Origin of the sequence: Pseudoduganella sp. R-34 (assembly GCF_049904655.1) — a bacterium.
GTDB lineage: Bacteria > Pseudomonadota > Gammaproteobacteria > Burkholderiales > Burkholderiaceae_D > Rugamonas.
Map to the genome: position 1 here is coordinate 692,598 of NZ_CP184572.1, position 26,997 is coordinate 719,594.

At 63.1% G+C, this 26,997-nt stretch carries 19 protein-coding genes, 1 pseudogene and 1 riboswitch; of the genes and pseudogenes, 13 read left to right on the top strand and 7 right to left on the bottom strand.

The features are described from left to right. Positions 1-6 precede the first annotated feature (6 nt). From dapF to ACN9MW_RS03325, 3 genes are read right to left on the bottom strand one after another with little or no spacing between them, the layout of a single operon-like run. Positions 7-870, bottom strand: coding sequence for a diaminopimelate epimerase (gene dapF / locus ACN9MW_RS03315; protein WP_426167555.1), 864 nt, complete (start codon positions 868-870; stop codon positions 7-9). After that, complete coding sequence (locus ACN9MW_RS03320; protein ID WP_426167557.1) at positions 867-1,763, bottom strand: lipid A biosynthesis acyltransferase; 897 nt, start codon at positions 1,761-1,763, stop codon at positions 867-869. Before ACN9MW_RS03320 ends, dapF begins: the two co-directional genes overlap by 4 nt. After that, on the bottom strand, positions 1,760-2,620 hold the full coding sequence (locus ACN9MW_RS03325; RefSeq protein WP_426167559.1) for a lysophospholipid acyltransferase family protein: 861 nt from the start codon (positions 2,618-2,620) through the stop codon (positions 1,760-1,762). The genes ACN9MW_RS03320 and ACN9MW_RS03325 overlap by 4 nt, the downstream gene beginning before the upstream one ends. A 188-nt stretch (positions 2,621-2,808) precedes the next feature. On the opposite strand from ACN9MW_RS03325, the gene metK reads away from it, so the two are divergent. The 4 genes from metK (at position 2,809) to metF (ending at position 6,935) form a co-directional block, all read left to right on the top strand. Next, complete coding sequence (metK, locus tag ACN9MW_RS03330) at positions 2,809-3,972, top strand: methionine adenosyltransferase (protein WP_426167561.1); 1,164 nt, start codon at positions 2,809-2,811, stop codon at positions 3,970-3,972. 142 nt (positions 3,973-4,114) lie between these two features. Next, positions 4,115-4,182, top strand: a riboswitch (S-adenosyl-L-homocysteine riboswitch). Between the two features lie 29 nt (positions 4,183-4,211). Then, positions 4,212-5,627, top strand: coding sequence for an adenosylhomocysteinase (ahcY, locus tag ACN9MW_RS03335; protein ID WP_426167563.1), 1,416 nt, complete (start codon positions 4,212-4,214; stop codon positions 5,625-5,627). A gap of 137 nt (positions 5,628-5,764) precedes the next feature. Then, a complete protein-coding gene (locus ACN9MW_RS03340) occupies positions 5,765-6,115 on the top strand; it encodes a phage holin family protein (protein ID WP_426167565.1) in 351 nt (116 codons plus the stop codon). Beyond that, positions 6,108-6,935 (top strand): methylenetetrahydrofolate reductase [NAD(P)H], encoded by an 828-nt coding sequence (gene metF, locus ACN9MW_RS03345; RefSeq protein ID WP_426172108.1) that lies wholly within the window; start codon positions 6,108-6,110, stop codon positions 6,933-6,935. Before ACN9MW_RS03340 ends, metF begins: the two co-directional genes overlap by 8 nt. Positions 6,936-7,036: 101 nt before the next feature. Here the strand turns inward: metF and ACN9MW_RS03350 are convergent, their stop codons facing one another. Then, positions 7,037-7,621: a 5-formyltetrahydrofolate cyclo-ligase gene (locus tag ACN9MW_RS03350; RefSeq protein WP_426167567.1), complete on the bottom strand. Its 585-nt coding sequence runs from the start codon at positions 7,619-7,621 to the stop codon at positions 7,037-7,039. Between the two features lie 27 nt (positions 7,622-7,648). Between ACN9MW_RS03350 and ACN9MW_RS03355 the strand changes: the two genes are divergently transcribed. The 5 genes from ACN9MW_RS03355 to ACN9MW_RS03375 are packed head-to-tail and all read left to right on the top strand — an operon-like array spanning position 7,649 to position 12,958. After that, positions 7,649-9,625: a transglycosylase SLT domain-containing protein gene (locus ACN9MW_RS03355; protein WP_426167569.1), complete on the top strand. Its 1,977-nt coding sequence runs from the start codon at positions 7,649-7,651 to the stop codon at positions 9,623-9,625. A 17-nt stretch (positions 9,626-9,642) separates the two neighbouring features. Beyond that, positions 9,643-10,362: a glutathione S-transferase family protein gene (locus ACN9MW_RS03360; RefSeq protein WP_426167571.1), complete on the top strand. Its 720-nt coding sequence runs from the start codon at positions 9,643-9,645 to the stop codon at positions 10,360-10,362. 5 nt (positions 10,363-10,367) lie between these two features. After that, on the top strand, positions 10,368-11,492 hold the full coding sequence (locus tag ACN9MW_RS03365; protein WP_426172109.1) for a multifunctional CCA tRNA nucleotidyl transferase/2'3'-cyclic phosphodiesterase/2'nucleotidase/phosphatase: 1,125 nt from the start codon (positions 10,368-10,370) through the stop codon (positions 11,490-11,492). Then, positions 11,479-12,159 (top strand): GNAT family N-acetyltransferase, encoded by a 681-nt coding sequence (locus ACN9MW_RS03370; RefSeq protein WP_426167573.1) that lies wholly within the window; start codon positions 11,479-11,481, stop codon positions 12,157-12,159. The genes ACN9MW_RS03365 and ACN9MW_RS03370 overlap by 14 nt, the downstream gene beginning before the upstream one ends. 10 nt (positions 12,160-12,169) lie before the next feature. Further along, positions 12,170-12,958 carry a substrate-binding periplasmic protein gene (locus tag ACN9MW_RS03375; RefSeq protein WP_426167575.1) on the top strand — a complete coding sequence of 263 codons (789 nt, stop codon included), beginning with the start codon at positions 12,170-12,172 and terminating at the stop codon, positions 12,956-12,958. On the opposite strand, the gene ACN9MW_RS03380 is transcribed toward ACN9MW_RS03375, so the two are convergent. The 3 genes and pseudogenes from ACN9MW_RS03380 to ACN9MW_RS03390 all read right to left on the bottom strand — a co-directional run bounded on the left by ACN9MW_RS03380 (position 12,900) and on the right by ACN9MW_RS03390 (position 15,371). Continuing rightward, a complete protein-coding gene (locus ACN9MW_RS03380; protein WP_426167577.1) occupies positions 12,900-13,811 on the bottom strand; it encodes a bile acid:sodium symporter family protein in 912 nt (303 codons plus the stop codon). The two genes, ACN9MW_RS03375 and ACN9MW_RS03380, sit on opposite strands and share 59 nt — an antisense overlap. 177 nt (positions 13,812-13,988) lie before the next feature. Then, positions 13,989-14,845 (bottom strand): annotated as a pseudogene (locus ACN9MW_RS03385) (DUF3800 domain-containing protein). 4 nt (positions 14,846-14,849) lie between these two features. Further along, positions 14,850-15,371, bottom strand: a complete 522-nt coding sequence (locus tag ACN9MW_RS03390) for an Lrp/AsnC family transcriptional regulator (protein WP_028103119.1) — start codon at positions 15,369-15,371, stop codon at positions 14,850-14,852. Positions 15,372-15,498: 127 nt separating this feature from the next. Here ACN9MW_RS03390 and hppD point away from each other — a divergent pair, with 127 nt between their 5' ends. The 4 genes from hppD (at position 15,499) to ACN9MW_RS03410 (ending at position 26,993) form a co-directional block, all read left to right on the top strand. Then, complete coding sequence (gene hppD, locus ACN9MW_RS03395; RefSeq protein ID WP_426167580.1) at positions 15,499-16,626, top strand: 4-hydroxyphenylpyruvate dioxygenase; 1,128 nt, start codon at positions 15,499-15,501, stop codon at positions 16,624-16,626. A gap of 189 nt (positions 16,627-16,815) precedes the next feature. Continuing rightward, complete coding sequence (locus tag ACN9MW_RS03400; RefSeq protein ID WP_426167582.1) at positions 16,816-20,364, top strand: indolepyruvate ferredoxin oxidoreductase family protein; 3,549 nt, start codon at positions 16,816-16,818, stop codon at positions 20,362-20,364. A 115-nt stretch (positions 20,365-20,479) separates the two neighbouring features. Continuing rightward, positions 20,480-23,152 (top strand): TonB-dependent receptor plug domain-containing protein, encoded by a 2,673-nt coding sequence (locus ACN9MW_RS03405; RefSeq protein ID WP_426167584.1) that lies wholly within the window; start codon positions 20,480-20,482, stop codon positions 23,150-23,152. A gap of 73 nt (positions 23,153-23,225) precedes the next feature. Further along, on the top strand, positions 23,226-26,993 hold the full coding sequence (locus ACN9MW_RS03410) for a M48 family metallopeptidase (RefSeq protein WP_426167586.1): 3,768 nt from the start codon (positions 23,226-23,228) through the stop codon (positions 26,991-26,993). Positions 26,994-26,997: the final 4 nt, after the last annotated feature.

Consider the following 26,997-nt stretch of genomic DNA (forward strand, 5'->3'; position numbering starts at 1 on the left):
CCGGTTTCAGATCGTGATCTCGCCTTCGAAGACGGTCACGGCCGGCCCGGTCAGGTAAACTGGCTGGCCCTCGCCCGCCCACGCAATCGACAATTGCCCGCCGCGTGCGTCAACCCGCACCGGCGAATCGAGCAAGCCGCGACGAATGCCTGCCACCACCGCCGCGCAAGCGCCGGTGCCGCAAGCCAGCGTCTCGCCGGCGCCGCGCTCGAATACGCGCAGCTTGACGTGTTGGCGGTTCACCAGCTGCATGAAGCCGGCATTCACCCGCTTGGGGAAGCGCAGATGGTGCTCGATCAGCGGCCCCACCAGCTCCACCGGCGCGCTGTCGACGTCAGCCACCACCTGCACCGCGTGCGGGTTCCCCATCGACACCACCGACACCTGCACCGCTTCGCGCTGGCCGCCCAGTTCGAGCACCAGCGGCCACAGGGTTTCGCGGCCTTCCGGCTGGCCCTGCAAGCCCTCCGCATCGAACGGCACTTGGGCCGGATCGAGCACAGGGGCGCCCATGTCAACCGTGATGCTGCCGTCATCCTCCAGGCGCGGTTCGATGATGCCGGCCAGCGTTTCCACCCTGATCTTGCGTGCCGCGGTCAGGCCTTTTTCGACCACGAACTTGACGAAGGCGCGCGAACCATTGCCGCACTGTTCCACCTCGCCGCCGTCATTGTTGAAGATGCGGTAGCGGAAATCGCAACCCGGCACGCTCGACTTTTCCACCACCAGCATCTGGTCCGCACCGACGCCGAACCGGCGGTCGGCCAGTGCTTGCCACTGGGCGGGGCTGAAATCGATTTTCTGGTTAATGGCGTCGATGACCACGAAGTCATTGCCTGCGCCGTGCATCTTGGTGAATTTGAGTTTCATTTTTTCTTTGAATAGAAAGAAGGCTGGCCATCCGGGCGGGTCTTGAAACGCTTGTGGGTCCAGAAGTATTCGGCCGGCGCTTCCTTGACGCGTTCTTCGATAAATTCATTCATGCGGCGCGTTGCCGCGACCATGTCGGGCCCTGGGTAATTCTCCCACACCGGATAGAACTTCACACGGTAGCCTTCGTAATTGGGCAGGAAAGTGGCGATCACCGGCATCACCTGGCCGCCGGTTGCCGCGGCGATGCGCGCAGTAGCGGTCAAGGTCGCGGCGGGTACGCCGAAGAAGGGCACGAATTCCGCATCCTTGTCGCCAAAGTCCATGTCCGGCAGCATGAAGTAAGGCAGCTTTTCCTTCAGCGCGCGCAGGATGGGCTTGATGCCGTCCTGGCGCGTGAACAGCCTGACCGGCTTGAAACGCGCGCGGCCGGCGCGCAACACTTCATCGAAGACCTTGTTTTTTTGCGCGACGTACATCGACGATGCCGACGCTTCCATGGCGATCGAGGCGCCGCCCACGTCCAGGCAAACGAAATGCGGGCAGAGCAGGATGGTCGGCTTTTCCGTCATCTCGGCAACCGGAACCTTGCCGGGCGCCATGCCGTCGCTGGTTTCCACCTTGATCAGCCTGCGCAGGCGCTGTTCGGAGGCCCACCACAGGATCGAGCGTTCCAGCACGCTGCGCGAATAGGCCTGGAAGTGCTGGCGCGCGATGCCACGCCGCTGTTCCTCCGTCAATTCCGGCATGGTCAGGCGCAGGTTGGTCAGCGCGATCTCGCGGCGTGGTCCCATCACGATAAACAGCAGGTTGCCAACGGCCTTGCCGATGCGGCCCAGCACCGGCAGCGGCAACCAGTGCAGCAACCACATCATCCCCAGCAGGAGCCTCATGCCGATGCCTCCTGCGCCGCGGCGCCCGGACCGGTCACGCCGGCCGGCACTTTGTAGCGGTTATAGCTCCAGTAGTACTGGGCCGGACAACGCGCGATCAGCTTCTCCATTTCAGCGTTGATGGCGCGCGCCTGGGCGGCGGAATCGCCTTCCAGCGAGCCCTCGAACGGCACGAAACGCACCACGTAGCCCTTGCCGCCCGGCAGGCGTTCGGCGTAGACGATCAGGATCACGGCATCGCCCAGCTGCGCCATCTTGGCCGGCAAGGTCATGGTGTAGGCAGTGCGGCCGAAGAAATCGGCCCACACGCCTTCGCCTTCCTGCGGCACCTGGTCGGGCAGCAGGCCGATCGGCTGGCCTTTCTTCAGGAACTTGGCCAGCATGCGCACGCCGCCCATGTTCGCAGGCGCCAGCAACAGGTTCTTGCGGGCGCGGGCGCCCTCGATCAGCGGCTTCATCGCTTCCTTGCGGGGCGGACGGTACATCACCATCAGCTCGGTGCGGTGGGCGATTTCCTGCGCGGTGATCTCAAAACAGCCCAGGTGCGGGGTCAGGAAGACAATGCCCTTGCCGGCATCGAGGTATTGCTGCACCAGGCCCCAGTTTTCGACGGTGGCGCGGTCGGTCACGCGCTGCGGGTCGGCGCACCAGATGAACGGCAGTTCGGCAATGGCCTTGCCCGCTTCCCCCACGGCGCTGCCCAGGTGTTCGCCGAACCCGGCCTGTTTCATATTGGCGCGCATGCGGCGCCGGTAGGAAGGGGAGAGCAGGTAGACCAGCCAGCCGAGACCCACGCCCAGGGCATGCAGGATTGGCAGGGGGAAGATGGAGAAGAAGCGAAATATTCTTAACAGCATTTCTTAATTTATAAGAGCATTTTTACGTTGCTCTGCACAAAAATTTTTTAAGAAGCGTAAAATACCACGTTGCAGTAGCCGCTGAGTTAACAGACAACTTGCGAGGCGGGATACAAACTTCGCTAAAGCGTCGCAAGCTTTATTGGTTTTGCGACAATGTTATTTAGAACCAAAGCTAGGAGCTTGCGATGTCCAACGATTTCCTGTTTACCTCTGAATCCGTCTCTGAAGGCCACCCGGACAAGGTAGCCGACCAGATTTCCGACGCGATTCTGGATGCCATCCTGACCCAGGACCCACGTGCCCGCGTTGCCGCGGAAACCCTGTGCAATACCGGCCTGGTGGTGCTGGCAGGTGAAATCACCACCCACGCCAACGTGGATTATATTCAAGTAGCCCGCGATACCATCAAGCGCATCGGCTACGACAACACCGAATACGGTATCGACTACAAGGGCTGCGCCGTGCTGGTTGCTTACGACAAGCAATCGCCCGACATCGCCCAGGGCGTCGATGAAGGTGCAGGCATCGACCTGGACCAGGGCGCCGGCGACCAGGGCCTGATGTTCGGCTACGCCTGCGATGAAACCCCGGAACTGATGCCAGCGCCGATCTACTACTCGCACCGCCTGGTCGAGCGCCAATCGCAGCTGCGCAAGGACGGCCGCCTGCCATGGCTGCGTCCTGATGCGAAATCGCAGGTCACCCTGCGCTACGTCGACGGCCGCCCGGTCTCCGTGGATACCGTCGTGCTGTCGACCCAGCACGCGCCTGAACTGAGCCACAAGCAGATCGAAGAAGCGGTGATCGAAGAGATCATCCGCCCGGTGCTGCCGACCGAATGGATCAAGGACACCAAGTTCCTGGTCAACCCGACCGGCCGTTTCGTCATCGGCGGCCCGCAGGGCGACTGCGGCCTGACCGGCCGCAAGATCATCGTCGACACCTACGGCGGCGCAGCCCCGCACGGCGGCGGCGCGTTCTCCGGCAAGGACCCATCGAAAGTCGACCGTTCCGCAGCCTACGCTGCGCGTTACGTAGCCAAGAACGTGGTGGCCGCGGGCCTGGCGCGCCAGTGCCAGGTGCAGGTGTCGTACGCGATCGGCGTGGCACGCCCGATCAACATCACCGTGTACACCGAAGGCACCGGCGTGATCTCCGACGAGAAGATCGCACAACTGGTGCAGGAACACTTCGACCTGCGCCCGAAAGGCATCGTGCAGATGCTGGACCTGCTGCGCCCGATCTACACCAAGACCGCCGCTTACGGACACTTCGGCCGCGAAGAGCCGGAGTTCAGCTGGGAGCGCACCGACAAGGCCGCGATCCTGCGCGCCGCTGCGGGCCTCTAAACCGGCAAACCGGCCGGATGGCCGTCCCGTCTGACCCGCAGGGTCAGACACCCCGGCCAGCGACCGCCGCGTATCAGGTGTCTGACCCCTTGGGTCAGACACCGGTTTACCGGTTCGGGCTCGCACAGTGTTACAATCTACCCCCTCCGAGGAGCGCTGCGACCAGCAAGCCTGGCCAGGCTCGGAACATCAACACCGCGCTCACGTTACTTTTTTCAACACACTGAAAGGAGGGCGTGATGAACGCCGTACTCAAAGACTCCCAAGACTACATCATCGCTGACATCGGCCTGGCCGCTTGGGGCGAAAAAGAGATCAAGATCGCCGAAACGGAAATGCCAGGCCTGATGGCAATCCGCGAGGAATTCGCCGCTGCGCAGCCGCTGAAAGGCGCGCGCATCACCGGCTCGCTGCACATGACCATCCAGACCGCAGTGCTGATCCGCACCCTTGAAGCACTGGGCGCGCAAGTACGCTGGGCCTCCTGCAACATCTACTCGACCCAGGACCACGCCGCCGCCGCCATCGCATCGGCAGGCACCCCGGTCTTCGCAGTCAAAGGCGAAACCCTGGCCGACTACTGGGACTACACCCACCGCATCTTCGAATGGCCAGGTGAAGGCGTGTACTCCAACATGATCCTGGACGACGGCGGCGACGCAACCCTGCTGCTGCACCTGGGCGCGCGCGCTGAAAAAGACATCTCCGTACTGAACAACCCAGGCTCGGAAGAAGAAATCTGCCTGTTCAACTCCATCAAGGCCCACCTGGCCAAGGACGCGACCTGGTACTCCAAGCGCCTGCCGCACATCCTCGGCGTGACCGAAGAAACCACCACCGGCGTGCATCGCCTGTACCAGATGCACAAGGAAGGCAAGCTGGCCTTCCCGGCCATCAACGTGAACGACTCCGTCACCAAGTCCAAGTTCGACAACCTGTACGGCTGCCGCGAATCCCTGGTGGACGGCATCAAGCGCGCCACCGACGTGATGGTGGCCGGCAAGATCGCCGTCATCGCCGGCTACGGCGACGTGGGCAAGGGCTCGGCGCAAGCCATGCGCGCGCTGTCGGCGCAAGTGTGGGTGACCGAGATCGACCCGATCTGCGCCCTGCAGGCCGCAATGGAAGGCTACCGCGTGGTGACCATGGATTACGCCGCTGAACACGGCGATATCTTCGTGACCTGCACCGGCAACTACCACATCCTGACCGAGCAGCACATGCTGAAGATGAAGGACCAGGCCATCGTCTGCAACATCGGCCACTTCGACAACGAGATCGATGTCGCCTCGCTGAAGAAGTACCAGTGGGAGAACATCAAGCCGCAGGTGGACCACGTGATCTTCCCTGACGGCAAGCGCATCATCCTGCTGGCGGAAGGCCGCCTGGTGAACCTGGGCTGCGGCACCGGCCACCCTTCGTACGTGATGTCGTCCTCGTTCGCCAACCAGACCATCGCCCAGATCGAGCTGTTCGCCAACACCAAGGCTTACCCGGTCGGCGTGTACACCCTGCCGAAGCACCTGGACGAGAAGGTCGCGCGCCTGCAGCTGAAGAAGCTGAACGCGCAGCTGACCACCCTGACCGAAGAGCAGGCAGCGTATATCAACGTCAAGATCGAAGGCCCTTACAAGCCTGAACACTACCGCTACTAAAACCGGTAAAGCGGCGGGAACTGACCCTAGGTCCAGCTCCCGTCCTCTACTGCAAATCAGGCGACTGCCGCGTATCAGGTGTCTGACCCTGCGGGGCGGACACCGGTTTACCGGTTCTAAAGAAGCGAGATGAAATCATGCGTTTGGTTCTCACCTGGATAATCAATGCCGCCGCGCTGTTCGCGGTGCCTTACCTCATGCATTCCGTCAGTGTCACAAGCATTGGCGCCGCTTTGGTTGCTGCCCTCCTGCTTGGCCTGGTCAACACCCTGGTGCGCCCGCTGCTGCTGTTGCTGACATTGCCCGTCACGGTGCTGTCGCTCGGCCTGTTCATCTTCGTCATCAACGGCTTCATGTTCTGGCTGGTGGCGAAAGTGGTGGACGGCTTCCACGTCGACAGCTTTGGCTATGCCGTCCTCGCAGCGCTCCTGTACAGCGTGATTTCCTGGGCCTTGTCTACCCTCCTGTTGAAAGACAATGATGGCTAACCATAATTTCAGTATCGAATTCTTCCCGCCGAAAACGGCGGAAGGGACGGAGAAGCTGCGCCTCGTGCGCGCCAAACTGTCCGAGCTGCATCCCAAGTATTTTTCCGTGACCTTCGGCGCCGGCGGCTCGACCCAGCAAGGCACCCTGGATACCGTGCTCGAGATCATGGCGGCCGGCGAAGACGCTGCGCCGCACTTGTCCTGCATCGGCGGCACGCGCGAATCGATCCGCGCCATCCTGCAGCAGTACAAAGCGCACGGCATCAAGCGCCTGGTGGCGCTGCGCGGCGACCTGCCTTCCGGCTACGGCATGGCGGGCGAGTTCCGCTACGCCAATGAGCTGGTGGAATTCGTGCGCGCCGAAACGGGCGACTGGTTCCATATCGAAGTGGCGGCCTACCCGGAAGTTCACCCGCAGGCACGCTCGCCGCAGGACGATATGCAGGCCTTCGTGCGCAAGGTGAATGCCGGTGCCAATGCCGCGATCACCCAGTACTTCTATAACGCCGATGCATACTTCCATTTCGTCGACGCGGCGCAGAAGGCGGGCGTGAACGTGCCTATCGTGGCCGGCATCATGCCGATCACGAATTACACGCAGCTGATGCGCTTCTCGGATATGTGCGGTGCGGAGATTCCGCGCTGGGTGCGCTTGAAGCTGGCATCGTTCGGCGACGATTCGGCTTCGATCAAGGCGTTTGGCCTGGACGTGGTCAGCGCGCTGTGCGAAAGACTGCTGGCTGGCGGTGCGCCGGGCCTGCATTTCTATTCGATGAACCAGGCCGTCGCCACGACGGCACTATGGAACCGGCTGGTCTGAAACCGGTAAACCAGTGTCAGACCCACAGGGTCCGACACTTGGCCCGCAGCCGTCGCAGGCCGGGTGCCTGACCCTGTGGGTCAGGCACAGGTCTTCCGGTTCTAGTCTTCGGTAATGATGCGGTCCAGCGCCACATCGTGTCCGTCGCTGCCGAATTCGGCGGCGAGGCAGCGATAGGCCACCCCCACAGTAGCCGGGCGCGGTTCGCGCGCCAGCGTGCGGTCGTAGAAACCGCCGCCATACCCCAGGCGGTAGCCTTGTGCGTTATAGCCCAGGCAAGGCACCAGTAAAGCCGGCGGATACTCTTCCACCAGGCGCAGCTTGGCCGGCACGGCCACTCCCATCGGGTCCTTCACCATCGGTTCGCCAATGGTCCACTCGGCGAATGCCAGCGGGGCATGCTTTTCCAGCACCACCGGCAGCAGCAGTTTCACGCCCAGTTGCGCCAGCTCCGCATAACAGGCATGCAAGTTTGGCTCGTCGCGCAAGGGCCAGTACACGCCCACCGATCCCACACCGGATTCACGCCACCACTGGACCACCTTCGCACCAATTTCCTTGTCCCATTGCGCACGCATTTCCGGCGCCAGCGCACGGCGTGCCGCCAGCATCTTCTTGCGCAGGTCCGCCTTGCCGGATGCTGGCTGGCCGTCGGGGTTGCGTGGTATCCTAGTTGGGCTGGTCATATCGTGAATTACCTTGAGAGTCGTACATTGATTTCCACCTCGAAATGGATAGCCGGCGCACTGATGGTCGCAGCATGCGCCGCCTCGCCACTGGCCTTGGCGCAGGATAACGCAAGCGACAGCCGCAAGGAAGACGATGCCTTCCTCCTGCTGCGTGATTCGGTACGGCGCGACGACGCCGCCAAGGCGGAGTTTTACGCCGCACGTCTTGCCGATTATTCGATTCCTTCCTACGTCGATTATTACCGCCTGAAGGCCCGCTTCAAGGAAGCGACCGATCCGGAAGTGCGCGCCTTCCTGAGCAAATACCAGGGCAGCGCGATCGCAGACCGCATGCGCAACGACTGGCTGCTGGAACTGGGCCGCAAGCGCGAGTGGGCCACTTTTGACGAACAGTTCCCGCAGTTCGTGCTGCAGGACGACACCCAGGTCAAATGCTACAACCTGCTGTCGCGCCTTTCCAAAGGCCAGAACGTCGCCGCCGATGCGCGCGCGCTGCTGGTCTATCCGCCTTACTACGGCGAAGGATGCGGTGCGCTGATCGCAGCGCTGGCGCAGACCGGACAATTCACCGAGGATGACTTGTGGGGGCAGGTGCGCCTGGCCGGCGAAACCAATGCCACGGGCCCTGCCAAGCGCACCGTGATCCTGCTGAACGGCTCCGACAAGAAGATGGGCCAGGCAGTCGACCTGCCGACGCTGGCGTTGGCCAAAGGCGCCGGCAGCACACGTGCCGACCACGAAACCTTCCTGGTCGCAGTGGGCCGCGGCGCCCGCACCAGCATGAACCTGGCGCGCATGGCGCTGGAAAAGAACTCGCCGCACCTGACACCGCAGGAGCGCGCGATCGGCTGGGCCAACCTGGCGCTGGTATCGTCCTACTCGTTCTCGCCCGACACGGCTGGCTACTGGGCCAAGTCGGCCGGCGCCCCGCTGTCGCTGGACCAGATGCAATGGAAGACCCGCATCGCCCTGCGTGAGCGCGACTGGAAAACGGTGAAGGCCACCATCGCCGCCATGCCGCCGCAACTGCGCAAGGACCCGACCTGGATCTACTGGAACGCGCGCGCCCTTGCCGCCGAAGCAGGCAGCAACACGCCGGAAGTGCTGGCGGCCTACCGCAGCATCGCCGACCAGTCCAGCTACTACGGCATCCTGGCCGGGGAAGAGCTGGGCCAGCTGGTCACCATCCCGCCGCCGGGCGCGGCCCCGACGCCGGCCGAAATGGCCGCCATCGCCGCCAACCCGGGCCTGCAGCGCGCGCTCAAGTTCTTCGAAATGCGCCTGCGCTTCGAAGGCACGCGCGAGTGGAACTGGGAGACGCGCCGCCTGAACGAGCGCGAGCTGATCGCCGCTGCCGAATTCGCGCGCGAAAAGCATGTGCTGGACCGCATGGTGTACACCTCCGAAAAGACCCGCGTGCAGGCCGACTACACGCACCGCTATCCGGTTCCGCATGACGACATCATGCAGCCGACCACCAGCACCCTGGGCCTGGACCGCGCCTGGGTATATGGCCTGATCCGCCAGGAATCGCGCTTCGTGATGGATGCGCAATCCTCGGTCGGCGCCTCGGGCCTGATGCAGGTGATGCCGTCGACCGGCCGCTGGGTGGCGCGCAAGATCGGGCTGACCGATTTCGTGCAGGGCATGCTGACCGACGTGAAGACCAATATCCTGCTGGGCGCGAACTACCTGAACATGGTCCTTGGCAGCATGGATGGCTCGCAGGTGCTGGCTACCGCCGCCTATAACGCCGGGCCGGGACGCCTGCGCTCCTGGCGCACGCAGCTGGCCAAGCCGATGGACAGCACCATTTTCATTGAATCGATCCCGTTCTCGGAAACGCGCGGCTACGTGAAAAATGTGATGGTCAACGCCACGTACTATGCGGCGCTGTTCGACGGCCGCCCGCAATCGCTGAAGGCGCGCCTGGGCAGCACCGTCACGCCAAAGGGTTACACCGAGCAGGAACAACAGGAAGCCGCCTACGGCGGCCGTTAAACCAGAGCAGAGGAACCATGCAGACCACAGAACTCGACCCGAAACTTGCCGAAACCCTGGCCGCGGCGCGCGAACCCGGCCTGACCCTGGTCATCGGCAACAAGAACTATTCCTCCTGGTCGATGCGCCCGTGGGTTGCGATGAAAGCCTTCAATATCCCGTTCACCGAAGTGCGCGTGCTGCTCGACCAGCCCGACACATCCAACAATATCGCCAGGTACAGCGCCAGTGGCCGCGTGCCGGTGCTGCTGGCCGGCGACATGGCGATCTGGGACAGCCTGGCGATCTGCGAATACCTGGCCGAGCAATTCCCCGACAAGCCCATGTGGCCGCGCGACGTGGCCGCCCGTGCCCTGGCGCGCTCGGTCTGCGCCGAGATGCACAGCTCCTTCGGCAGCCTGCGCACCACGATGTCGATGAACATCAAGGGCAGCTACCCGGGCAAGGGACGCACCCCGGCCACCCAGGCCGACATTGGCCGCATCAGCGAGATGTGGGAAGAATGCCTGAGCCGCTTCGGCCACAACGAATTCCTGTTCGGCGAGTTCTCGATTGCCGACGCCTTCTTCGCGCCGGTCGTGTGCCGCTTCAAGACCTATGGCGTGGCGCTGCCGCCGGCGCTGGCCGCCTACTGCGAGCGCATGCGCAACCATCCTGCCGTCGACGCCTGGATCGCCGGCGCCCTGGCTGAAACCGAAACCGCGCCATTGCATGACGCGGAGATGCCGGACGATTGATGGCGATGAAGAGTTACGTGGTCGGCGGCGCGGTGCGCGATGAATTGCTTGGCTTGCCTGTCAAGGACCATGACCACGTGGTGGTTGGCGCTACTCCGGAAGACATGGTGAAGGCCGGCTTCCGTCCCGTAGGCAAGGATTTCCCGGTATTCCTGCACCCCGAAACGCAGGAGGAATATGCGCTGGCGCGCACCGAGCGCAAAACGGCGCCCGGCTACAAGGGCTTCGTTTTCCACACTTCCAGCGACGTGACGCTGGAAGAAGACCTGGTGCGTCGCGACCTGACCATCAACGCCATTGCACGCGGCGACGATGGCGTGCTGGTCGATCCCTACCACGGCCAGCGGGACATCAGGGACCGCATTTTCCGCCACGTGTCGGACGCCTTCGCCGAGGACCCCGTGCGCATCCTGCGCGTGGCGCGCTTTGCCGCGCGCTATCCCGGCTTCCGCGTGGCGCCCGAAACCAACGCGCTGATGAAACGCATGGTGGAAGAGGGCGAGGTCGATGCACTGGTGCCCGAGCGCGTGTGGCAGGAGATCGCGCGCGGCCTGATGGAGCAGAAGCCTTCGCGCATGCTGCAGGTGCTGCGCGAATGCGGAGCCCTGTCGCACATCCTTCCGGAAGTCGATGACGGCCACGCTGTGGCGCCTGTGATCGATCGCGCCGCAGCGCAAGGCCATGAGCTGCCGGTGCGTTTTGCTGCGCTGACGCTTGCGCTCGAGGTGGCGCAGGTCGAGCAGGCCAGCAAGCGCCTGAAAGTGCCGACCGAATGCCGCGACCTGGCGGTGATGACCGCGCGCGACCGCGCGAGCGTGGGCCAGGCGCAGGCGCTGGACGCCGCAGCACTGGTCAGCCTGTTCGAACGCTGCGACGGCTTCCGCAAGCCGGCGCGCTTCATGCAGATGGTGCTTGCAGCCGAATGCGCGAATGCGGGCGGGACTTCGCCGTCGCCGCAGCGCGGGCTGCTGGCCAGGGCGCTCGATGCAGCGCGCGCAGTCAACGCCGGCGAGATCGCCCAGCGCTCGGCGGCGGCGCCGCAACAGATTCCCGAGCTGGTGCGCGCGGCGCGCGTGCAAGCGGTACATGCAGCGATCGGCGCGGAGGGGCGCAACGATGACCAGCCTTAACTTCTTCCGCAATCCCTTGCGCGGCCTGTTCGGCGGCACGGACCGGCCGACCGTGCCGGTCAAGGAACTGCGCGAGCGCGACCGGCGCCGCATGCTCAAGCACTTCCTCGCGCTGGAGCACCGCGACCGCCTGCTGCGCTTCGGCTCCCCCATCAACGACGAGCAGGTCACGCGCTACGTCAACAGCATCGACTTCGATCGCGACCTGGTGTTCGGCGTCTACAACCGCGTCTTCAAGCTGGTGGCGGTCGGTCACCTGGCCTTCAACGATCGCGACGAAGACAAGCACAAGGCCACCGAGAAGGACCAGGTGGCGGAATTCGGCGTATCAGTCTCCAAGTCAGCGCGCGGCCTTGGCATCGGCTCCAAGCTGTTCGAGCGCGCCAACATGGCCTGCCGCAACAACGACGTCGACACCCTGTACATGCACTGCCTGTCCTCCAACGCCACGATGATCCACATCGCCAAGAAGGCCGGCATGGAAATCCACCGCGACTATGGCGAAGCGGACGCCTATCTCAAGCTCGGTCCGGCCGACCCGGCCAGCGTGCTGCAGGAAGCGATGGAAGAACAGCTCGCGTCGCTCGACTACGCCCTGAAAGCCAACGTCCGTGCCGCCAGCAAACTGCTCGACAAGATCCCAGGAGTAAAATCGGACGAAAAGTAGAGGAGGCTTCATGCCGTTCGCCCTGCGCAGCATTGCTTTAGCCGTAACCATGGCCGCACCGCTGGCGCAGGCGGCGGGCGCGCCGCTGACCTTCTGCTACGAAGATATCCCGCAGGCGCCGTGGACCATGCCGGATGGCACGGGCCTGAATATCGAGTTGCTGAAACGCGCAGCCAAGATCACCGGCGACCATGTCAACTTCGTTCCCCGCCCGTGGAAACGCTGTGAAGAAGAGACTCGTACCGGCGTGATCGACGCCATGGTCGGCCCTTCCGACAACCCGCGCCGGCGCGCCTACAGCCGGCCGCCGACCAAGGCCGACGGCTCGCAGGACCCCGAGCGCGCCATGTATCGTGACCACGTCGATGTGTACCTGCGCGTCGACAGCGGCGCAAGCTGGGATGGCAAGACCCTGGTAAATCCGCGCAAACTGGTGGTGGCGCAGCGCGGCTACTACATCGTGGACATGCTGCAGGCGAGCGGCCAGACCGTGATTGACACGCCCAAGACCGCGGAGGAGGGCTTGCGGCTGCTGGCTGCCGGCAGTGCCGACGTCGCCGTGCTGATGGGGCGCGATGCGGAAAACCTGCTGAAAGAAGACCCGCGCTACCATGGCCGCGTGGTGCTGGCAAAACAGCCTTTCGCTAATTTCGATTTCCACCTGATGGTGGGCCGCAAAGCCTATGACAAGGACCCCAAGCGCTTTGAGTCGCTCTGGAACGCCATCGCGAAAGTGCGTTCTACGGCTGACTACCAGCGCCTGGAACAGTCGCTGGTCCGCCAGCACGAACACGATTGACGGCGGCACGCATGCCGTAAGCGAACAGCAGGCCGCTGGCGTACATCAGCACACCGTACAAGGCGCCCGGCATGGCATAAGCATCCTGCTTCAGGACGCTGCTGCCGATCACCATCGCCAGCGTGCCGTTCTGGATCGCGGTTTCGATACCGAGCGTCACGGATTGCTGGCGCGACAGGCGAGCCAGCCATGCCGCACCGAAGCCGCAGGCCAGCATGGCGACGTTGAGCGCGACCGCAAACGGCGCCAGGGTATGGAAATTATCGCGCAACATTGCCCAGTTCTTTGCCACGGCAGCGGCCACGATCAGGATGAACAGCACCGACGCAATCCTGGTACAGGCGCCCTCGATGCGCTGGCCCATGGCCGGCTTCAGGTGGCGCAGGAGCATGCCGATGGCAACCGGGAGGCCGAGCATCACAACCATCTGCTTCATCATGGCGCCAACCGGGGCCTCCACCCGCTGCCCGCTGCCTGCGAAGTATTCCAACGTGAAGGACACAATGAGCGGCAGCGTGAAAATGGTCAGCACGCTGGCCACGGCGGTGAAGCTGAGTGCCAGCGCCACGTCGCCGCGCGCGATGTAAGTCAGCAGGTTGGACGTGGTCCCGGTCGGGCAGGCAGCCAGGATCATGAAGCCGATCGCGAAGGCGCCGCCGATACCAGCCAACTGCAGCATGCCGAAGCAGACCAGCGGCAGCAGCACGAAATGACACAGCACGCCCACCAGCAGCGCGCGTGGCTGCGTGACGATGCGCCTGAAATCGGCCGGCGTCAGGCCCAGGCCAAGGGAGAACATGATGAAGGCGAGTGCGGCGGGCAGCAGTACGGTCGAGACGATGTCTCCTTGCATGGCGTGTCTCCTGTTCCAGATTGGGTTTTTGCAGGGCGACCTATTTATATCATGCGTCGCGCACCGCGCCGCACCTCAGCCAGCCCGTCGTAGCACTTGCAATAGATCGACTAATACATGCTAGAATGCAGTTAAATGGACTGGGGGTTCCCGGTCGGCGTCTATGCCTCGGTGGGTTCACCGGGGCTTTTCGCTTTCTGGGGGCGGAAAAATCTTGCGTCCCCAATCTTCATATCCTGACCCAGCGTTTGTTCTACCACCGCTACAGAAGAACTTTTTCTTCAAGACTTCAAAAGCGCGAGTTTCCTGTCCAGGCCGTACGACACTCAGACCTATTGGTCGGGCTACGAGGTCGGCTAGTTGTAATCCGGCAGAATTGACTTTCTTATCGGCGAACAGGATCTCGAACGGTAACGCAGTTGCGAGTCGATTCGCACCTGCGCAAATTCGTCGAAACTCCAATTCCAAATCGTTGTCCTCTTTCTTGCCTCGACACTCGACCAAAATATGCGTCGTTGCGCCGTCCTGTTTTTTTCCAAGAGCAGCTGATACAACGTCTCAATACAGAAGCCTAAGGCGAGATGGTACGGATTTGGTGGCAAGCTATCGGTTGTCTGCAAACGCAGTTTATCGATCACACAGCTTATGAGTATGAAATTGCTAGTGTCGATAATCCCGGTCAGATCCGCAATAAATTGCTGCTGGTGTCCCCTACTGCGAAAGAAGTTGAAGACACCGGTTTCCTTTCGTATTTCATGCTCATGCAATACGACCAGGTCGTGACCGAAGTAATTGAACTTAAACTTCTCTAGAGCAGGGACAACCGTCTCGCTATAGTACCGTTTGTGAAAGACACAAAATGACAGTACGAAAACAGGGTAAATGGGATCTACGCTCGCCATGCCATGATCGCCGCTTTCATCGACATAGACGATATAGTCACTAAACCTGACTTTGCTTGCAGCGTCAGTTGTACCGGATTCCACTTCGAAAAGCGGGAACTGGGGCGAGGCTGCAGGCTCAGCTTTTGTCATGGCTTTAGACCAGCGGCAGTGCCGTGGTGTCCTTGATGCGCTGCAGGGCGAAGGACGATTTCACATCCAGCACTGCCGGGTGGCGCAGCAGCGTCGCCATCATGAAGCGCGAGAAGTGGTCCATGTCTTCCACGTGCACGCGCAGCAGGTAATCCATCTCGCCGGTCATGGCGTAGCAGGCCACCACTTCCGGCCACTGTTCGACCGCCACAGCGAAGTCGGCGCGCGGCGAAGTGCCGGTCGGGTTCACGCCCAGGGCGCGTGCGTTGCTGTGGGCGGCGGCGTCGCTGTGCTTCTCCAGGCGTACATTGACGTAGGCGAGCAGGCCAAGGCCGATCTTGTCCGGGTCCAGCAGCGCCACGTACTGGCGGATCACGCCTTCCTCTTCCAGGCGCTTGATGCGACGCAGGCAGGGGGAAGGGGAGAGGTTGACCTGCTCCGCGACATCCTGGTTGGACAGCCGGCCGTCCGTTTGCAAGATGGACAATATCTTGCGATCCGTTTTATCCAGCGCAATCTTGGTCATAAATTCCTCATTCAGTCGATGTTCTCGCAATATTATTGCTCAATCCGTCCAATGTTGGGAAATGTTTGCAATTAAATGTCGCATGCAGGGGACTATACTGTGCGCAATTCTAATAGGGAGACGCACCATGAAATTCACCCCCTGGGAAAACCCCATGCGCACCGACGGCTTCGAGTTCGTCGAGTTCGCGGCACCCGATCCCAAAGCCCTGGGCAAGCTGTTCGAAAACATGGGCTTCACCGCGATCGCCCGTCACCGCCACAAGGACGTGACCCTGTACCGCCAGGGCGACATCAACTTCATCATCAACGCCGAGCAGGATTCCTTCGCCCAGCGCTTCGCCCGCCAGCACGGCCCGTCCGTGTGCGCCATCGCGATCCGCGTGGACGATGCAGCCTTCGCGTACAAGCGCGCGCTGGAACTCGGCGCGTGGGGTTTTGACAACAAAACCGGCCCGATGGAGCTGAACATCCCCGCCATCAAGGGCGTGGGCGACTCCCTGCTGTACCTGGTGGACCGCTGGCGCGGCAAGAATTCGGCTGATGGCAAGCCGTCCGGCGCCATCGGCGACATCTCGATCTACGACGCGGACTTCGTGGCCATTCCGGGTGCCGAAGCCAACCCGGTCGGCAATGGTCTGACCTATATCGACCACCTGACCCACAATGTGCACCGTGGCCGCATGAAGGAATGGGCTGACTTCTACGAGCGCCTGTTCAACTTCCGCGAAGTGCGCTACTTCGACATCGAAGGCAAGCTGACCGGCCTGAAGTCGAAGGCCATGACTTCGCCATGCGGCAAGATCCGCATCCCGATCAACGAATCGTCGGACGACAAGTCGCAGATTGCCGAGTACCTGAACGAGTACCACGGCGAAGGCATCCAGCACATCGCGCTGGGTACCGACGGCATTTACGACTCGGTGCAGGGCCTGCGCGACCAGGGCATCGTGTTCCAGGACACGATCGAGACCTACTATGAGCTGGTCAACCGCCGCCTGCCTAACCACGGCGAGAACGTGGAAGAATTGCGCCGCCTGCGCATCCTGATCGACGGCCATTCGAACGAAAACGAACGCGAACTGCTGCTGCAGATCTTCACCCAGAACGTGATTGGACCGATCTTCTTCGAGATTATCCAGCGCAAGGGCGACCAAGGCTTTGGCGAAGGCAACTTCCGCGCGCTGTTTGAATCGATTGAGCTGGATCAGATTCGACGTGGCGTGCTGGACGATCCTAACAAGACCGCCGCTTGAAACCGGTACCCCGGTGTCAGACCCGCAGGGTCAGACACCCGGCCAGCGGCCGCCGCGTATAGGTGTCAGACCCAGTGGGTCTGACCGGACGGCGACCCGGACGGCTTACCGGTTTAAGAATTCCGGCAGCCCCGCAAACAAGAACGGGGCGCCGCTCACAACTTGAAGAAGTTTTTGGAGACACACCTGATGAACGCACCCGTCAAGAGCGGCGAGCTATCGCCTGCGCACGACATCACCCTCGACGACAAGTGGACCCTGGAGCGCGGCCGCGCCTTCATGACCGGCACGCAAGCCCTGATCCGCCTGCCGATGCTGCAACGTGAACGCGACCTGAAAGCCGGCCTGAACACCGCCGGCTACATCACCGGCTACCGCGGTTCGCCGGTCACCTCGGTCGACCAGACCGCGATGAAGGCCAAGAAGCACCTCGACGCGCACCACGTCAAGTTCCACCCCGGCATGAACGAAGACCTGGCGGCGACTGCCGTCTGGGGCACTCAGCAGACCAACCTGTTCGAAGACGCCAAGTACGACGGCGTGTTCTCCATGTGGTACGGCAAGGGACCGGGCGTCGACCGCTGCGGCGACGTGTTCAAGCACGCCAACAACGCCGGCTCTTCCAAGCACGGCGGCGTGCTGGTGCTGGCCGGCGACGACCACGCTGCAAAATCGTCCTCCACCGCCCACCAGTCGGACCACATCCTGAACGCCTGCGGCATTCCTGTGCTGTATCCGTCGTCGGTGCAGGAATACATCGACTACGGCCTGCACGCCTGGGCCATGAGCCGCTACACCGGCCTGTGGGTATCGATGAAGTGCGTGACCGACATCATCGAGTCGGGCGCCGTGGTCGACTTCGACCCGGACCGCGTGCAGATCAAGATGCCGGAAGACTTCGAGCTGCCGCCGGGCGGCCTGAATATCCGCTGGCCGGACACCGTGCTGGACATGGAAGTCCGCATGAACAGCTATAAGTGGTACGCCGCGCTGGCCTACTGCCGCGCCAATAAGCTGAACAAGATCATCTGGGATGCGCCCAAGCCGAAGATCGGCATCATCACCGCCGGCAAGTCCTACCTCGATACCCGCCAGGCGCTGGCCGACCTGGGCATCGACGAGCAGGCCGCTGCCGACATCGGCATCCGCCTGTACAAGATCGGCATGACCTGGCCGCTGGAAGCGGACGGCGTGCACGAATTTGCCAAGGGCCTGGATGAGATCCTTGTCGTCGAAGAAAAGCGCCAGATCCTGGAATACGCGCTCAAGGAAGAGCTGTACAACCTGCCGGACGGCGAGCGCCCGCGCGTGGTCGGCAAGTTCGACGACACCGGCGAGTGGAGCAACAAGGGCAAGACCGGCCACGGCGACTGGCTGCTGCCTGCGACCTATGAGCTGAACCCGGCCCAGATCGCACGCGCCATCGCTTCCCGCATCGAACACTATTGCAAGGACCATCCGGTTGCGGCCCGTGTGAAAGAGCGTATCGCCTTCCTGGAAGCCAAGGAAGCCGCGCTGAAGAACCTGCCGGCCAAGGCCAATCCGGAAACCGACCGCATTCCCTACTTCTGCTCCGGCTGCCCGCACAATTCCTCGACCAAGGTGCCGGAAGGTTCGCGCGCCATGGCGGGTATCGGCTGCCACTACATGGTGCTGTGGATGGACCGCGAAACGTCCACCTTCACCCATATGGGCGCGGAAGGCGTGACCTGGGTCGGCCAGGCGCCGTTCACCAATGAGAAGCACGTCTTCACCAACCTGGGCGACGGCACCTACTTCCACTCGGGCATCCTGGCGATCCGCGCTGCCGTGGCGGCGAAGGTGAACATCACCTACAAGATCCTGTACAACGACGCCGTGGCAATGACCGGCGGCCAGAACGTCGACGGCCCGCTGGACCCTGGCATGATCTCGCGCCAGATCGCGGCCGAAGGCGTGACCCCGATCATCGTCGTCACCGACGATCCCGAGAAATACCCGGACGACTACAACTGGGCGCCGGGCGTCACCGTGCGCCACCGCTCCGAGCTGATGGACGTGCAGAAGGAACTGCGCGACAAGCCGGGCGTGTCGGCCATGATCTACGACCAGACCTGCGCCTCCGAGAAGCGCCGCCGCCGCAAGAAAGGCGAATACCCGGACCCGGCCAAGCGCGCCGTGATCAACGAAGCCGTCTGCGAAGGCTGCGGCGACTGCTCCGTGCAGTCCAACTGCCTGTCCGTGGAGCCGCTGGAAACTGAACTGGGCCGCAAGCGCCAGATCAACCAGTCCAGCTGCAACAAGGACTTCTCCTGCGTGAACGGCTTCTGCCCGTCCTTCGTGACGGTGGAAGGCGGCGGCCTGAAAAAGCCGAAGAAAGCTGCGGCCGCGGGCGGCGGCGAAGTACCGGCCCTGCCATCGCCTGTACTGCCTTCGACCGCCAACCCGTACGGTATCCTGATCACCGGCATCGGCGGCACCGGCGTGGTGACCGTCGGCCAGATCCTGGCCGTGGCGGCACACGTTGAAGGCAAGGGCGCTATCGTGCTGGACATGTCCGGCCTGGCGCAGAAGGGCGGCCCTGTGATGTCGCACGTGCGCCTGGCCGACAAGCAGGCCGACCTGCATTCGACCCGTGTCGGTACCGGCAGCGCCAACCTGGTGATCGGCTGCGACCAGATCGTGACCGCGTCGAAAGACGCTCTGTCGCGCATGGGCGAAGGCCGCACTTACGCCGCCATCAACTCGACCGGCGCTACCACCGCAGCTTTCGTGAAGAACCCTGACTGGCAGTTCCCGGGCACTTCTTCGCAGGCAGAGATCAAGCGTGCCTGCGGCGAAGCCAACGTGGACTTCGTCGACGCCGGCAAGATCGCGACTGCGCTGATGGGCGACTCGATCGCCACCAATATGTTCATGCTGGGCTACTCCTTCCAGAAAGGCCATGTCCCGCTGTCGGAAGCTGCGCTGATGAAGGCGATCGAATTGAATGGCGTATCGGTGCCGTTCAACAAGGCAGCCTTCAACTGGGGCCGCTACTGCGCGCACGACACTGCCGCCGTGACCAGACTGGCCACCCCGGCAACCGTGATCGAATTCAAGCGCACCCAGACGCTGGAAGAGATCATCGCCAAGCGCGTGGAACTGCTGACCGCCTATCAGGACGCCGCGTACGCCAAGCAATACAGCGACTTCGTGGCGCAGGTACAGGCTGCGGAAGGCGCGCTGGGCTCGAAGAAGCTGACCGAAGCCGTGGCCCGCTACTTCTACAAGCTGATGGCCTACAAGGACGAGTACGAAGTGGCGCGCCTGCACAGCGACCCTGCCTTCCGTGAAAAGATCGCCAATATGTTCGAAGGCGACTACAAGGTGAAGTTCCACCTGGCGCCGCCGCTGTTTGCGAAGAAGGACAAGGAAGGCCACCTGGTCAAGCAGGAGTTCGGTCCGTGGATGCTGAAAGCCTTCGGCATCCTGGCCAAGTTAAAGGGCCTGCGCGGCTCCGCCCTCGACGTCTTCGGCTACACCGCGGAGCGCAAGATGGAACGCGCACTGATCGGCGAATACCGCAAGACGGTGGAAGGCCTGCTGGGCAAGTTGAATGCCGATAACCTGGCAACCGCAGTGGCCATCGCGCGCATCCCCGAGGACATCCGCGGCTACGGCCATGTCAAGGAGCGCCACCTGAAGGCGGCCAAGCAGAAGGAAGCATCGCTGCTGGCAGATTTCAACAAACCGGCCGTCGCAACCCACGCAGCCTGATCCTGAGAAGCCGGGGCAAGTCCCCGGCTTTTTTCATAAGCATCTGCAAAATCATTCGTTCATTTAAGAACTTCGGATTGTTAAGGTGGCCGCTCTTCACAAGAGGACCACTTCAATGCAGACAAAATTCAAATTGAAACCGTTGGCAGCGGGCGCTTTCGTTTTGCTGGCCGGCGTTGCGCAGGCGCAGGAAGCTTCCCCTGCCGCTGTCGTCATTACCGGCTCGCGCATCCCCCGCGCCAGCCTGGAAGGCCCATCGGCCGTCACCGTCATCACCGGCGACGACATCACCAGGCAAGGCTTCAAAAACGTCTTCGACGCGCTGACCAACCAATCGCAGAACAGCGGCTTCGTGCAAGGCGCCGACTACGGCAATACCTTCACGCCATCGGCCAACGCCATCAGCTTGCGCGGCCTCGGCCCGAACCATACGCTGGTGCTGCTCAATGGCCGCCGCATGGCCGACTTCCCGATTGCTTACGAAGGCACTGTCAACTTCACTAACCTGGCCAATATTCCGTCGAGCGTGGTGGAGCGCATCGAGATCCTGAGCGGCGGCGCGTCGGCCGTCTACGGTTCGGATGCGATTGCGGGCGTGGTCAACATCATCCTGAAGAAGCAGGCCAACGGCTACGACCTCAACCTCAAGGCAGGCACCACAACGCGCGGCGGCGGCAGCGACAAGCGCCTGCAGTTCACCGGCGGCCACAGTTTCGACAAATTGAACACCCTGTTCAGCGTGGAACTTCTGGAGCGCGATCCGTTGTGGAGCGCAGACCGCGACTTCATGGCCAGCAAAACCGGCGTGGCGCCGACCTCCGTGCTGGCGCGCAAGAACGTCAGCACCGGCAAGTACGTCGACCCGGGCACTATCTGCTCCGACATCGGCGACCTGTTCGGCGGCAGCACCGTGAAATACACGGCCAAGGCAGGCAGCTACTGCGCCAGCCCGAAAGTCGGCCCGACCTACTGGACCACGCAAACGAAGAACAGCAGCCAGAACCTGTTCGGCAGTGCCAATTACGAACTGTCCGACAGCGCCACTCTCTTTGCGGAAGCGCTTTACGGCAACAACCGCAGCAGCAACAACACGCGCGGCCCGTCGTGGACTTCGCGCTCGGCCACCGACAGCTATTTCTGGAACCAGAACACCAGCCGCTACGAGGCGTGGAGCCGCTACATCTCGCCGGAAGAAATGGGCGGCGTCGGACGCTACAACCGCCGCTGGGACGACCAGGCAGCCTCGCTGTCGCTCGGCTTGCGCGGCCAGGTCCCGAGCACCACCTGGAATTACGAAGCAGGCTACACCGCCTCGCAGTACAAGAGCCAGAATCACACCCAGCGCGCGCTGGCCAATATCGACAGCTTCTTCCTCGGCCCGCAACTGGGTGTGAATGCCAGCGGCGTCGCCATCTTCGCACCTGACCCGGCGCGCCTGGCTACCCGCCTGACACCGGGCGAATTCAATGCCATCACCGGCGAATCGGTCAGCGACGACAAGTCCTGGACCAACACGCTGAGCCTGAGCGCCAACGGCGAAGCCTTCACGCTGCCGGCCGGCCCGGTCAAGGTGGCTACGGTGGCTGAGTTGGGCAAGCAGGGCTTCTCCAACACTCCCGATCCGCGCATCAACCTGGGCTACTTCAACACGCTGGCACCGTCCGACGTGACTGCAGGCACCCGCAAGCGCTACGCCATCGGCGCCGAGGCCAGCATTCCGCTGGTGAAGACGCTGGACGGCACCCTGGCGGGCCGCTACGACCATTACTCCTTCGCTGGCCGCGGCGACGGCAAGTTCACCTACAACGGCGGCCTGGAATGGCGCCCGGCTTCGCAGATCCTGCTGCGCGGGAATGTCGCCACCAGCTTCCGTGCGCCGGACATGAACTACATCTACAAAGCGCGCGGCACCGGCTACTATTCGTCCACCACCGACTACTACCGCTGCGCCAAAGCCGGCCAGCCAGTGGCGGACTGCGACTTTGCGAACTACTCGCCGGGTGCCGATTATGTGCAGACCGGCAGCAAGGACCTGCGCTCGGAAACAGGCCGTTCCGCCGGCTTGGGCGCCGTGTGGTCGCCAAGCGCCGACTTCGACGTCACGCTGGACTATTGGAAGATCCGTATCGACGACCTGGTGACCAACCTGAGCGCCGACAAGCTGCTGCGCGACGAAGCCAATTGCCGCATCAAGGGCGATCTGGCTTCGCCCACTTGCGCCGACGCGATCCGCCGCATCGTACGCTATGCCGACAATGCGCTGAACAGGCCGGGCGAGATCAGGCAAATCCTGGTCAACCCGATCAACGCGGCATCGACTAAAGTCAGCGGCATCGACCTGTCGGCCCGCTACGTCCTGCGCACCGCGGCTTACGGCAATTTCATCACCAGGGTGAATTATTCGAAGACCCTGAAGCAGGAGTCGCGTCAGTTCGCCGATGACCCGCTGAACAACGACAAGGATGACCTGGGCAACTACGACTGGCGCGACAAGCTGAATGCCAGCCTGACCTGGAACGCCGGCGACTGGTCTAACACGCTGTTCCTGCAGCGCTACGGCAAGGTGCCCAACAGCGCCGGCGATGCCTGGCTGACGCCGACTACCCTGGTCAACGCCAGCTCGGTGGTCAAGCTGGACAAGCGCATTACCGTGTCGCTGGCCGTGAACAACCTGTTCAACCGGATCAAGCATGACGACAGCGGCGGCTGGCCGTATTACCCGGTCGGCAATTACAGCCCGGCGGGGCGCCAGCTCTGGCTTGAGCTGAACTACCATTTTGGCTCTTAATCTGTTGTAAATATTGATTAGAATATTTACAATCAAATAGTTACTCCATAGAATCGTTGGATGCAATAATTCTATGGAGTACATCATCGACACCGCCACCCCATCGCAGTCGGCCGTACTGGCCGAGCTGACCCGTCCCACCGCCGCCTACCAGCGCAGCGCGCGCCTGGCCGTTGCCGGCCTGCTGGTTTTTGTGCTGCTGTATTTTGGCCTGGCAGGCTGGTTCCTGTTCAGCGCCTGGCGCCTGGTGCACGCCAGCCAGCATAGCGGAAATGGCTTCGCCAACTGGTGCGCCGCCATCGTCGCCGTGCTGCTGGCAATCGTCATGTTGAAGGCCATCTTCGCCGTGCGTCACTCGATGTCGCCCGGCATGGTGGAGATCAAGCGCGAAGAGCAACCGCGCCTGTTCAATTACCTGATGGAGCTGGCCGATGCGGCCGGCGCGCCGCGCCCGCACCGCGTCTTCCTGTCCAATCGCGTGAACGCCGCGGTGTTCTATGACCTGTCGTTGCTCAACCTGATTTTCCCCTCGAAGAAAAACCTGGAAATTGGCCTGCCGCTGGTGAACGCCATGCCTCTGGGCGAGTTGCGTGCGGTGCTGGCGCACGAATTCGGCCACTTCGCACAACGTTCGATGGCGGTGGGCCGCTGGGCCTACGTGGCGCAGCAAGTGGTGCAGGAAATGGTGGCGCGCCGCGACAAGCTGGACGACGTCATCGAAGGCATCGGCCGCCTGGATATTCGCCTGCGCCTGGTGGCCTGGGTGGTTCAGGTCATCGTCTGGTCGCTGCGTTCGCTGGTGGAGCAAGCCTTCCGCCTGGTGGTATTGATGCAAAGGGCCCTGTCGCGCGAAATGGAAATGCAGGCCGACCTGGTGGCGGTGTCGCTGACAGGCAGCGACGCCTTGGTCCACGCATTGCACCGACTGGGCGCGGCGGACGACGCCTGGGAGCGTACCGTTGGATTCGTGTTCGGTGAATATGGGTCGGGCCGCGCCACCATTGACGCCTTTGCCGTGCAAAACCATGTTACGGCGCGCATGGCCGGCATCCTGGACGATCCATACTACGGCAAGGTGCCGCCGCTGCCGGCAAGTCAGCCGGAACAACACCGCGTCTTCAAGGCCGAACTGGGCCAGCCTCCGCGCATGTGGCAAACCCACCCGCAAAACCACGAACGCGAAGAGAATGCCAAACGGCGCTACCTGGCCGCCACGATCGACCAGTCCAGCGCCTGGTCGCTCTTCGACGATCCCGCGGGTCTGCGCCAGCGCATGACGACGCACCTGCTGGAAGGACAGGAAGGCAAGGCCGAGCCGGTCGAGCTGGAAGAAAGCCTGAAACGCCTGGCAAAGGAATATCGGCGCGAGCATTTCCAGAGCCGCTATTGCGGCGTGTATTTCGGCCGTTCCCTGACGCGCCACGCGGCACAGGCAGCAGAGCTGCGCGCTGCGCGTAATGCCCAACCGGCTGCCGAAGCCAGCGCGCTGTATCCGGTCTCGCTCAAGGAGGACGTGCGCCAGCTGCGCCAGTTGCAGGAGGAGCGCGCGCAATTGTCGGCCGTGATCAATGGCCACGCCCAGGTACAGGGCAATCGCGTCCAGCTGGGCGGCGAGGAGTACCGGGTGAACCAGCTGCCGGCAGCGCTGCAACGCACCGAAGAACGCATCGCCCAACTGGAAGAAAAGCTGCGCCGCCATGATGCAACAGTACGGGCCTGGCACTATGCGGCGGCGGTCAAGCTGGGCGAAGGCTGGCCCGCCTACCTGGACAGCCTGCTCGACGTGCTGCACTACGCTGAACATGGCGCCGCCAACGTGCGCGATGCCTGGGGCCTGGTGCTGAACACCCGCGCCGTGGTGACGGCCGTGGCGCGCCAGAGCGAGAGCAATATCCAGCGCCTGATCGCCGATTGCTGCGGCCTGTACGTGGTGCTGGACGAAATCTATCGCGGCAACGGCGCTGTGCAGCTCGACCCACAGTTGATGGAACGGCTGGACATAAAGGAGAGCTGGCAAGACGCATTGCAGAAATTCACGCTGCCGCCTGTCTCGCGCGACAACATCAACGACTGGCTGCAGGTTGTCGCCAACTGGACGTCCCATACGAGCAACTGGCTGGGCGCCTTGCGCTCCGCGGTGCTGGAGCAAATGCTGGTCAGTGAAACGCTGCTTGCCAGCCATGTGCGCAGCGGCGCGCCGATCGAAGCGGCACCGCAAGCGTGCCAGGTCCCCAAGACCTACAGCGTGCTGCTGGCAGGAAGCGAGCGCAAACTGCAAACCTCGCTGGACTGGTGGTCGCGGTTCCAGCGTGCCGACGGCTGGCTTGCCGGCGGCGCGCGGCTGGCCGTTGCGGGCGGCGTCGTGGTCAGCGTGCTGGGCATGGGCATGGCGCTCGGCACTTCGACCGTCATGGTGTACAACGGCCTGGGCACGGCGGTACGCGTCACGATCGATGGCAATTCGAAGCTGGTCGAACCGGGCCAGCACATCACGATCGATGCCAGCCCTGAAGAGGGGCATGCGGTCGAAGCCCGCCTGCCGGATGGCCGGCTGCTGGAAAGCTTCCCCGCGCGCGATGGCGCGGACCAGTCGGTGTACAACGTCGCCGGCGGCACTGTGATGGCAACTGGCGTTGTTCATTACGGCGGACCCGGCAATGACGAGAACACCGTGCTTGGCGCACCGCGCTGGTTCGATACCGACGCCGACGTGCTGTTCGAAGAACCGCCGGAATCGGTCAGCAGCAAGAGCAAGAAATGGCGCAAGGTGCTTGCCGCGGCGTCGGGCATGGAGCCGGAGTCGCTGTCGCAGCTCGTGAAGGACGATGCGCAGCGCAAGGCCATGGTATTGGCCCACGCACGCTGGGACAACATCAAGGCTCCATCGACCCGCGCCTGGCTGACGATGGCGCACGAGGACGGCGCGGGCGACGTGCTGGTACAGCGCCTGAAGGAAGACCCGGAAAACGTCCAGCTGCGGCGCGCAGAACAGGGCGTTGCCAACGAGTCGCCGGAGATTTGTGCGGCCGCGCGCGAGCGTGCCAAGGCACGCCCGGATGACGGCGACCGGCTCTACCTGGCGCTGCGTTGCGGGCAGTCCGCCAGCAAGGAGGAAATCGCGGCGGCGCGGGCACGCTTCCCGGGCAACGCCTGGCTGGCCTACCTGCACGTGCGCACCCTGCTGGATCAAGGCGCCTGGGAGGAAGCACTGGAGCCGCTGCGCAAGGTGCAGGGCAAGCTGCCGTACGAGAATGCCGATCTGGAAATGCAACTGGAACGTTTGCAGCGCCTGTTGGATGGCCAGGCCGGGAACCGCGCCTTGCCCCAAGGTTCGCGCGTCGCTGCCATGGCGCAGGCCGAGCGCGATGCGAATGATCCTTACGGCGCCCTCGCGCGCGGCGAGCTGGCCAAGGCGCTGGACGCGGTCAAGGGCGATCCGGGGCGCGCGGCGCGCATGCGCCGGCTGGTTGGGGCGTCCGATGGCGCCACTGCCGCCCAGGTGCAGGCTGCGCTGGAGGAACCGATGACAAACGGTATCGACCAGGTGACCTTGCTGGTAGGAGCGGCACTGGCGCTGCGCCATGGCCGCGATACCGAACCATACTGGGCCCAGGCGAAGCCGATGGGGGAATATGCGCTGCGCATGCGCCGCTTCATCGAGGCTTCCGGGGCCGGCAAATACCAGGAAGCGGAAATGGCGCTGGGCGCAATGCCGATGGAAGCGCGTGCGCTGGCCTATGCGGCGGGCGTGGTGGCGGCAGGCGACGGCGCGCCTGCCCGCTGGCGCAAGACTGCGCGCCTGGCGCTGTTCGCTCCCGAGCGCCCATACCTGCGCAACTGAAGCG

Excerpts from the sequence above, each read along its gene's own strand:
- dapF (WP_426167555.1), bottom strand. The coding sequence starts at position 870 with ATGAAACTCAAATTCACCAAGATGCACGGCGCAGGCAATGACTTCGTG.
- ACN9MW_RS03320 (WP_426167557.1), bottom strand. The coding sequence starts at position 1,763 with ATGAGGCTCCTGCTGGGGATGATGTGGTTGCTGCACTGGTTGCCGCTG.
- ACN9MW_RS03325 (WP_426167559.1), bottom strand. The coding sequence starts at position 2,620 with ATGCTGTTAAGAATATTTCGCTTCTTCTCCATCTTCCCCCTGCCAATC.
- metK (WP_426167561.1), top strand. The coding sequence starts at position 2,809 with ATGTCCAACGATTTCCTGTTTACCTCTGAATCCGTCTCTGAAGGCCAC.
- ahcY (WP_426167563.1), top strand. The coding sequence starts at position 4,212 with ATGAACGCCGTACTCAAAGACTCCCAAGACTACATCATCGCTGACATC.
- ACN9MW_RS03340 (WP_426167565.1), top strand. The coding sequence starts at position 5,765 with ATGCGTTTGGTTCTCACCTGGATAATCAATGCCGCCGCGCTGTTCGCG.
- metF (WP_426172108.1), top strand. The coding sequence starts at position 6,108 with ATGGCTAACCATAATTTCAGTATCGAATTCTTCCCGCCGAAAACGGCG.
- ACN9MW_RS03350 (WP_426167567.1), bottom strand. The coding sequence starts at position 7,621 with ATGACCAGCCCAACTAGGATACCACGCAACCCCGACGGCCAGCCAGCA.
- ACN9MW_RS03360 (WP_426167571.1), top strand. The coding sequence starts at position 9,643 with ATGCAGACCACAGAACTCGACCCGAAACTTGCCGAAACCCTGGCCGCG.
- ACN9MW_RS03365 (WP_426172109.1), top strand. The coding sequence starts at position 10,368 with ATGAAGAGTTACGTGGTCGGCGGCGCGGTGCGCGATGAATTGCTTGGC.
- ACN9MW_RS03370 (WP_426167573.1), top strand. The coding sequence starts at position 11,479 with ATGACCAGCCTTAACTTCTTCCGCAATCCCTTGCGCGGCCTGTTCGGC.
- ACN9MW_RS03375 (WP_426167575.1), top strand. The coding sequence starts at position 12,170 with ATGCCGTTCGCCCTGCGCAGCATTGCTTTAGCCGTAACCATGGCCGCA.
- ACN9MW_RS03380 (WP_426167577.1), bottom strand. The coding sequence starts at position 13,811 with ATGCAAGGAGACATCGTCTCGACCGTACTGCTGCCCGCCGCACTCGCC.
- ACN9MW_RS03390 (WP_028103119.1), bottom strand. The coding sequence starts at position 15,371 with ATGACCAAGATTGCGCTGGATAAAACGGATCGCAAGATATTGTCCATC.
- hppD (WP_426167580.1), top strand. The coding sequence starts at position 15,499 with ATGAAATTCACCCCCTGGGAAAACCCCATGCGCACCGACGGCTTCGAG.
- ACN9MW_RS03400 (WP_426167582.1), top strand. The coding sequence starts at position 16,816 with ATGAACGCACCCGTCAAGAGCGGCGAGCTATCGCCTGCGCACGACATC.
- ACN9MW_RS03405 (WP_426167584.1), top strand. The coding sequence starts at position 20,480 with ATGCAGACAAAATTCAAATTGAAACCGTTGGCAGCGGGCGCTTTCGTT.
- ACN9MW_RS03410 (WP_426167586.1), top strand. The coding sequence starts at position 23,226 with ATGGAGTACATCATCGACACCGCCACCCCATCGCAGTCGGCCGTACTG.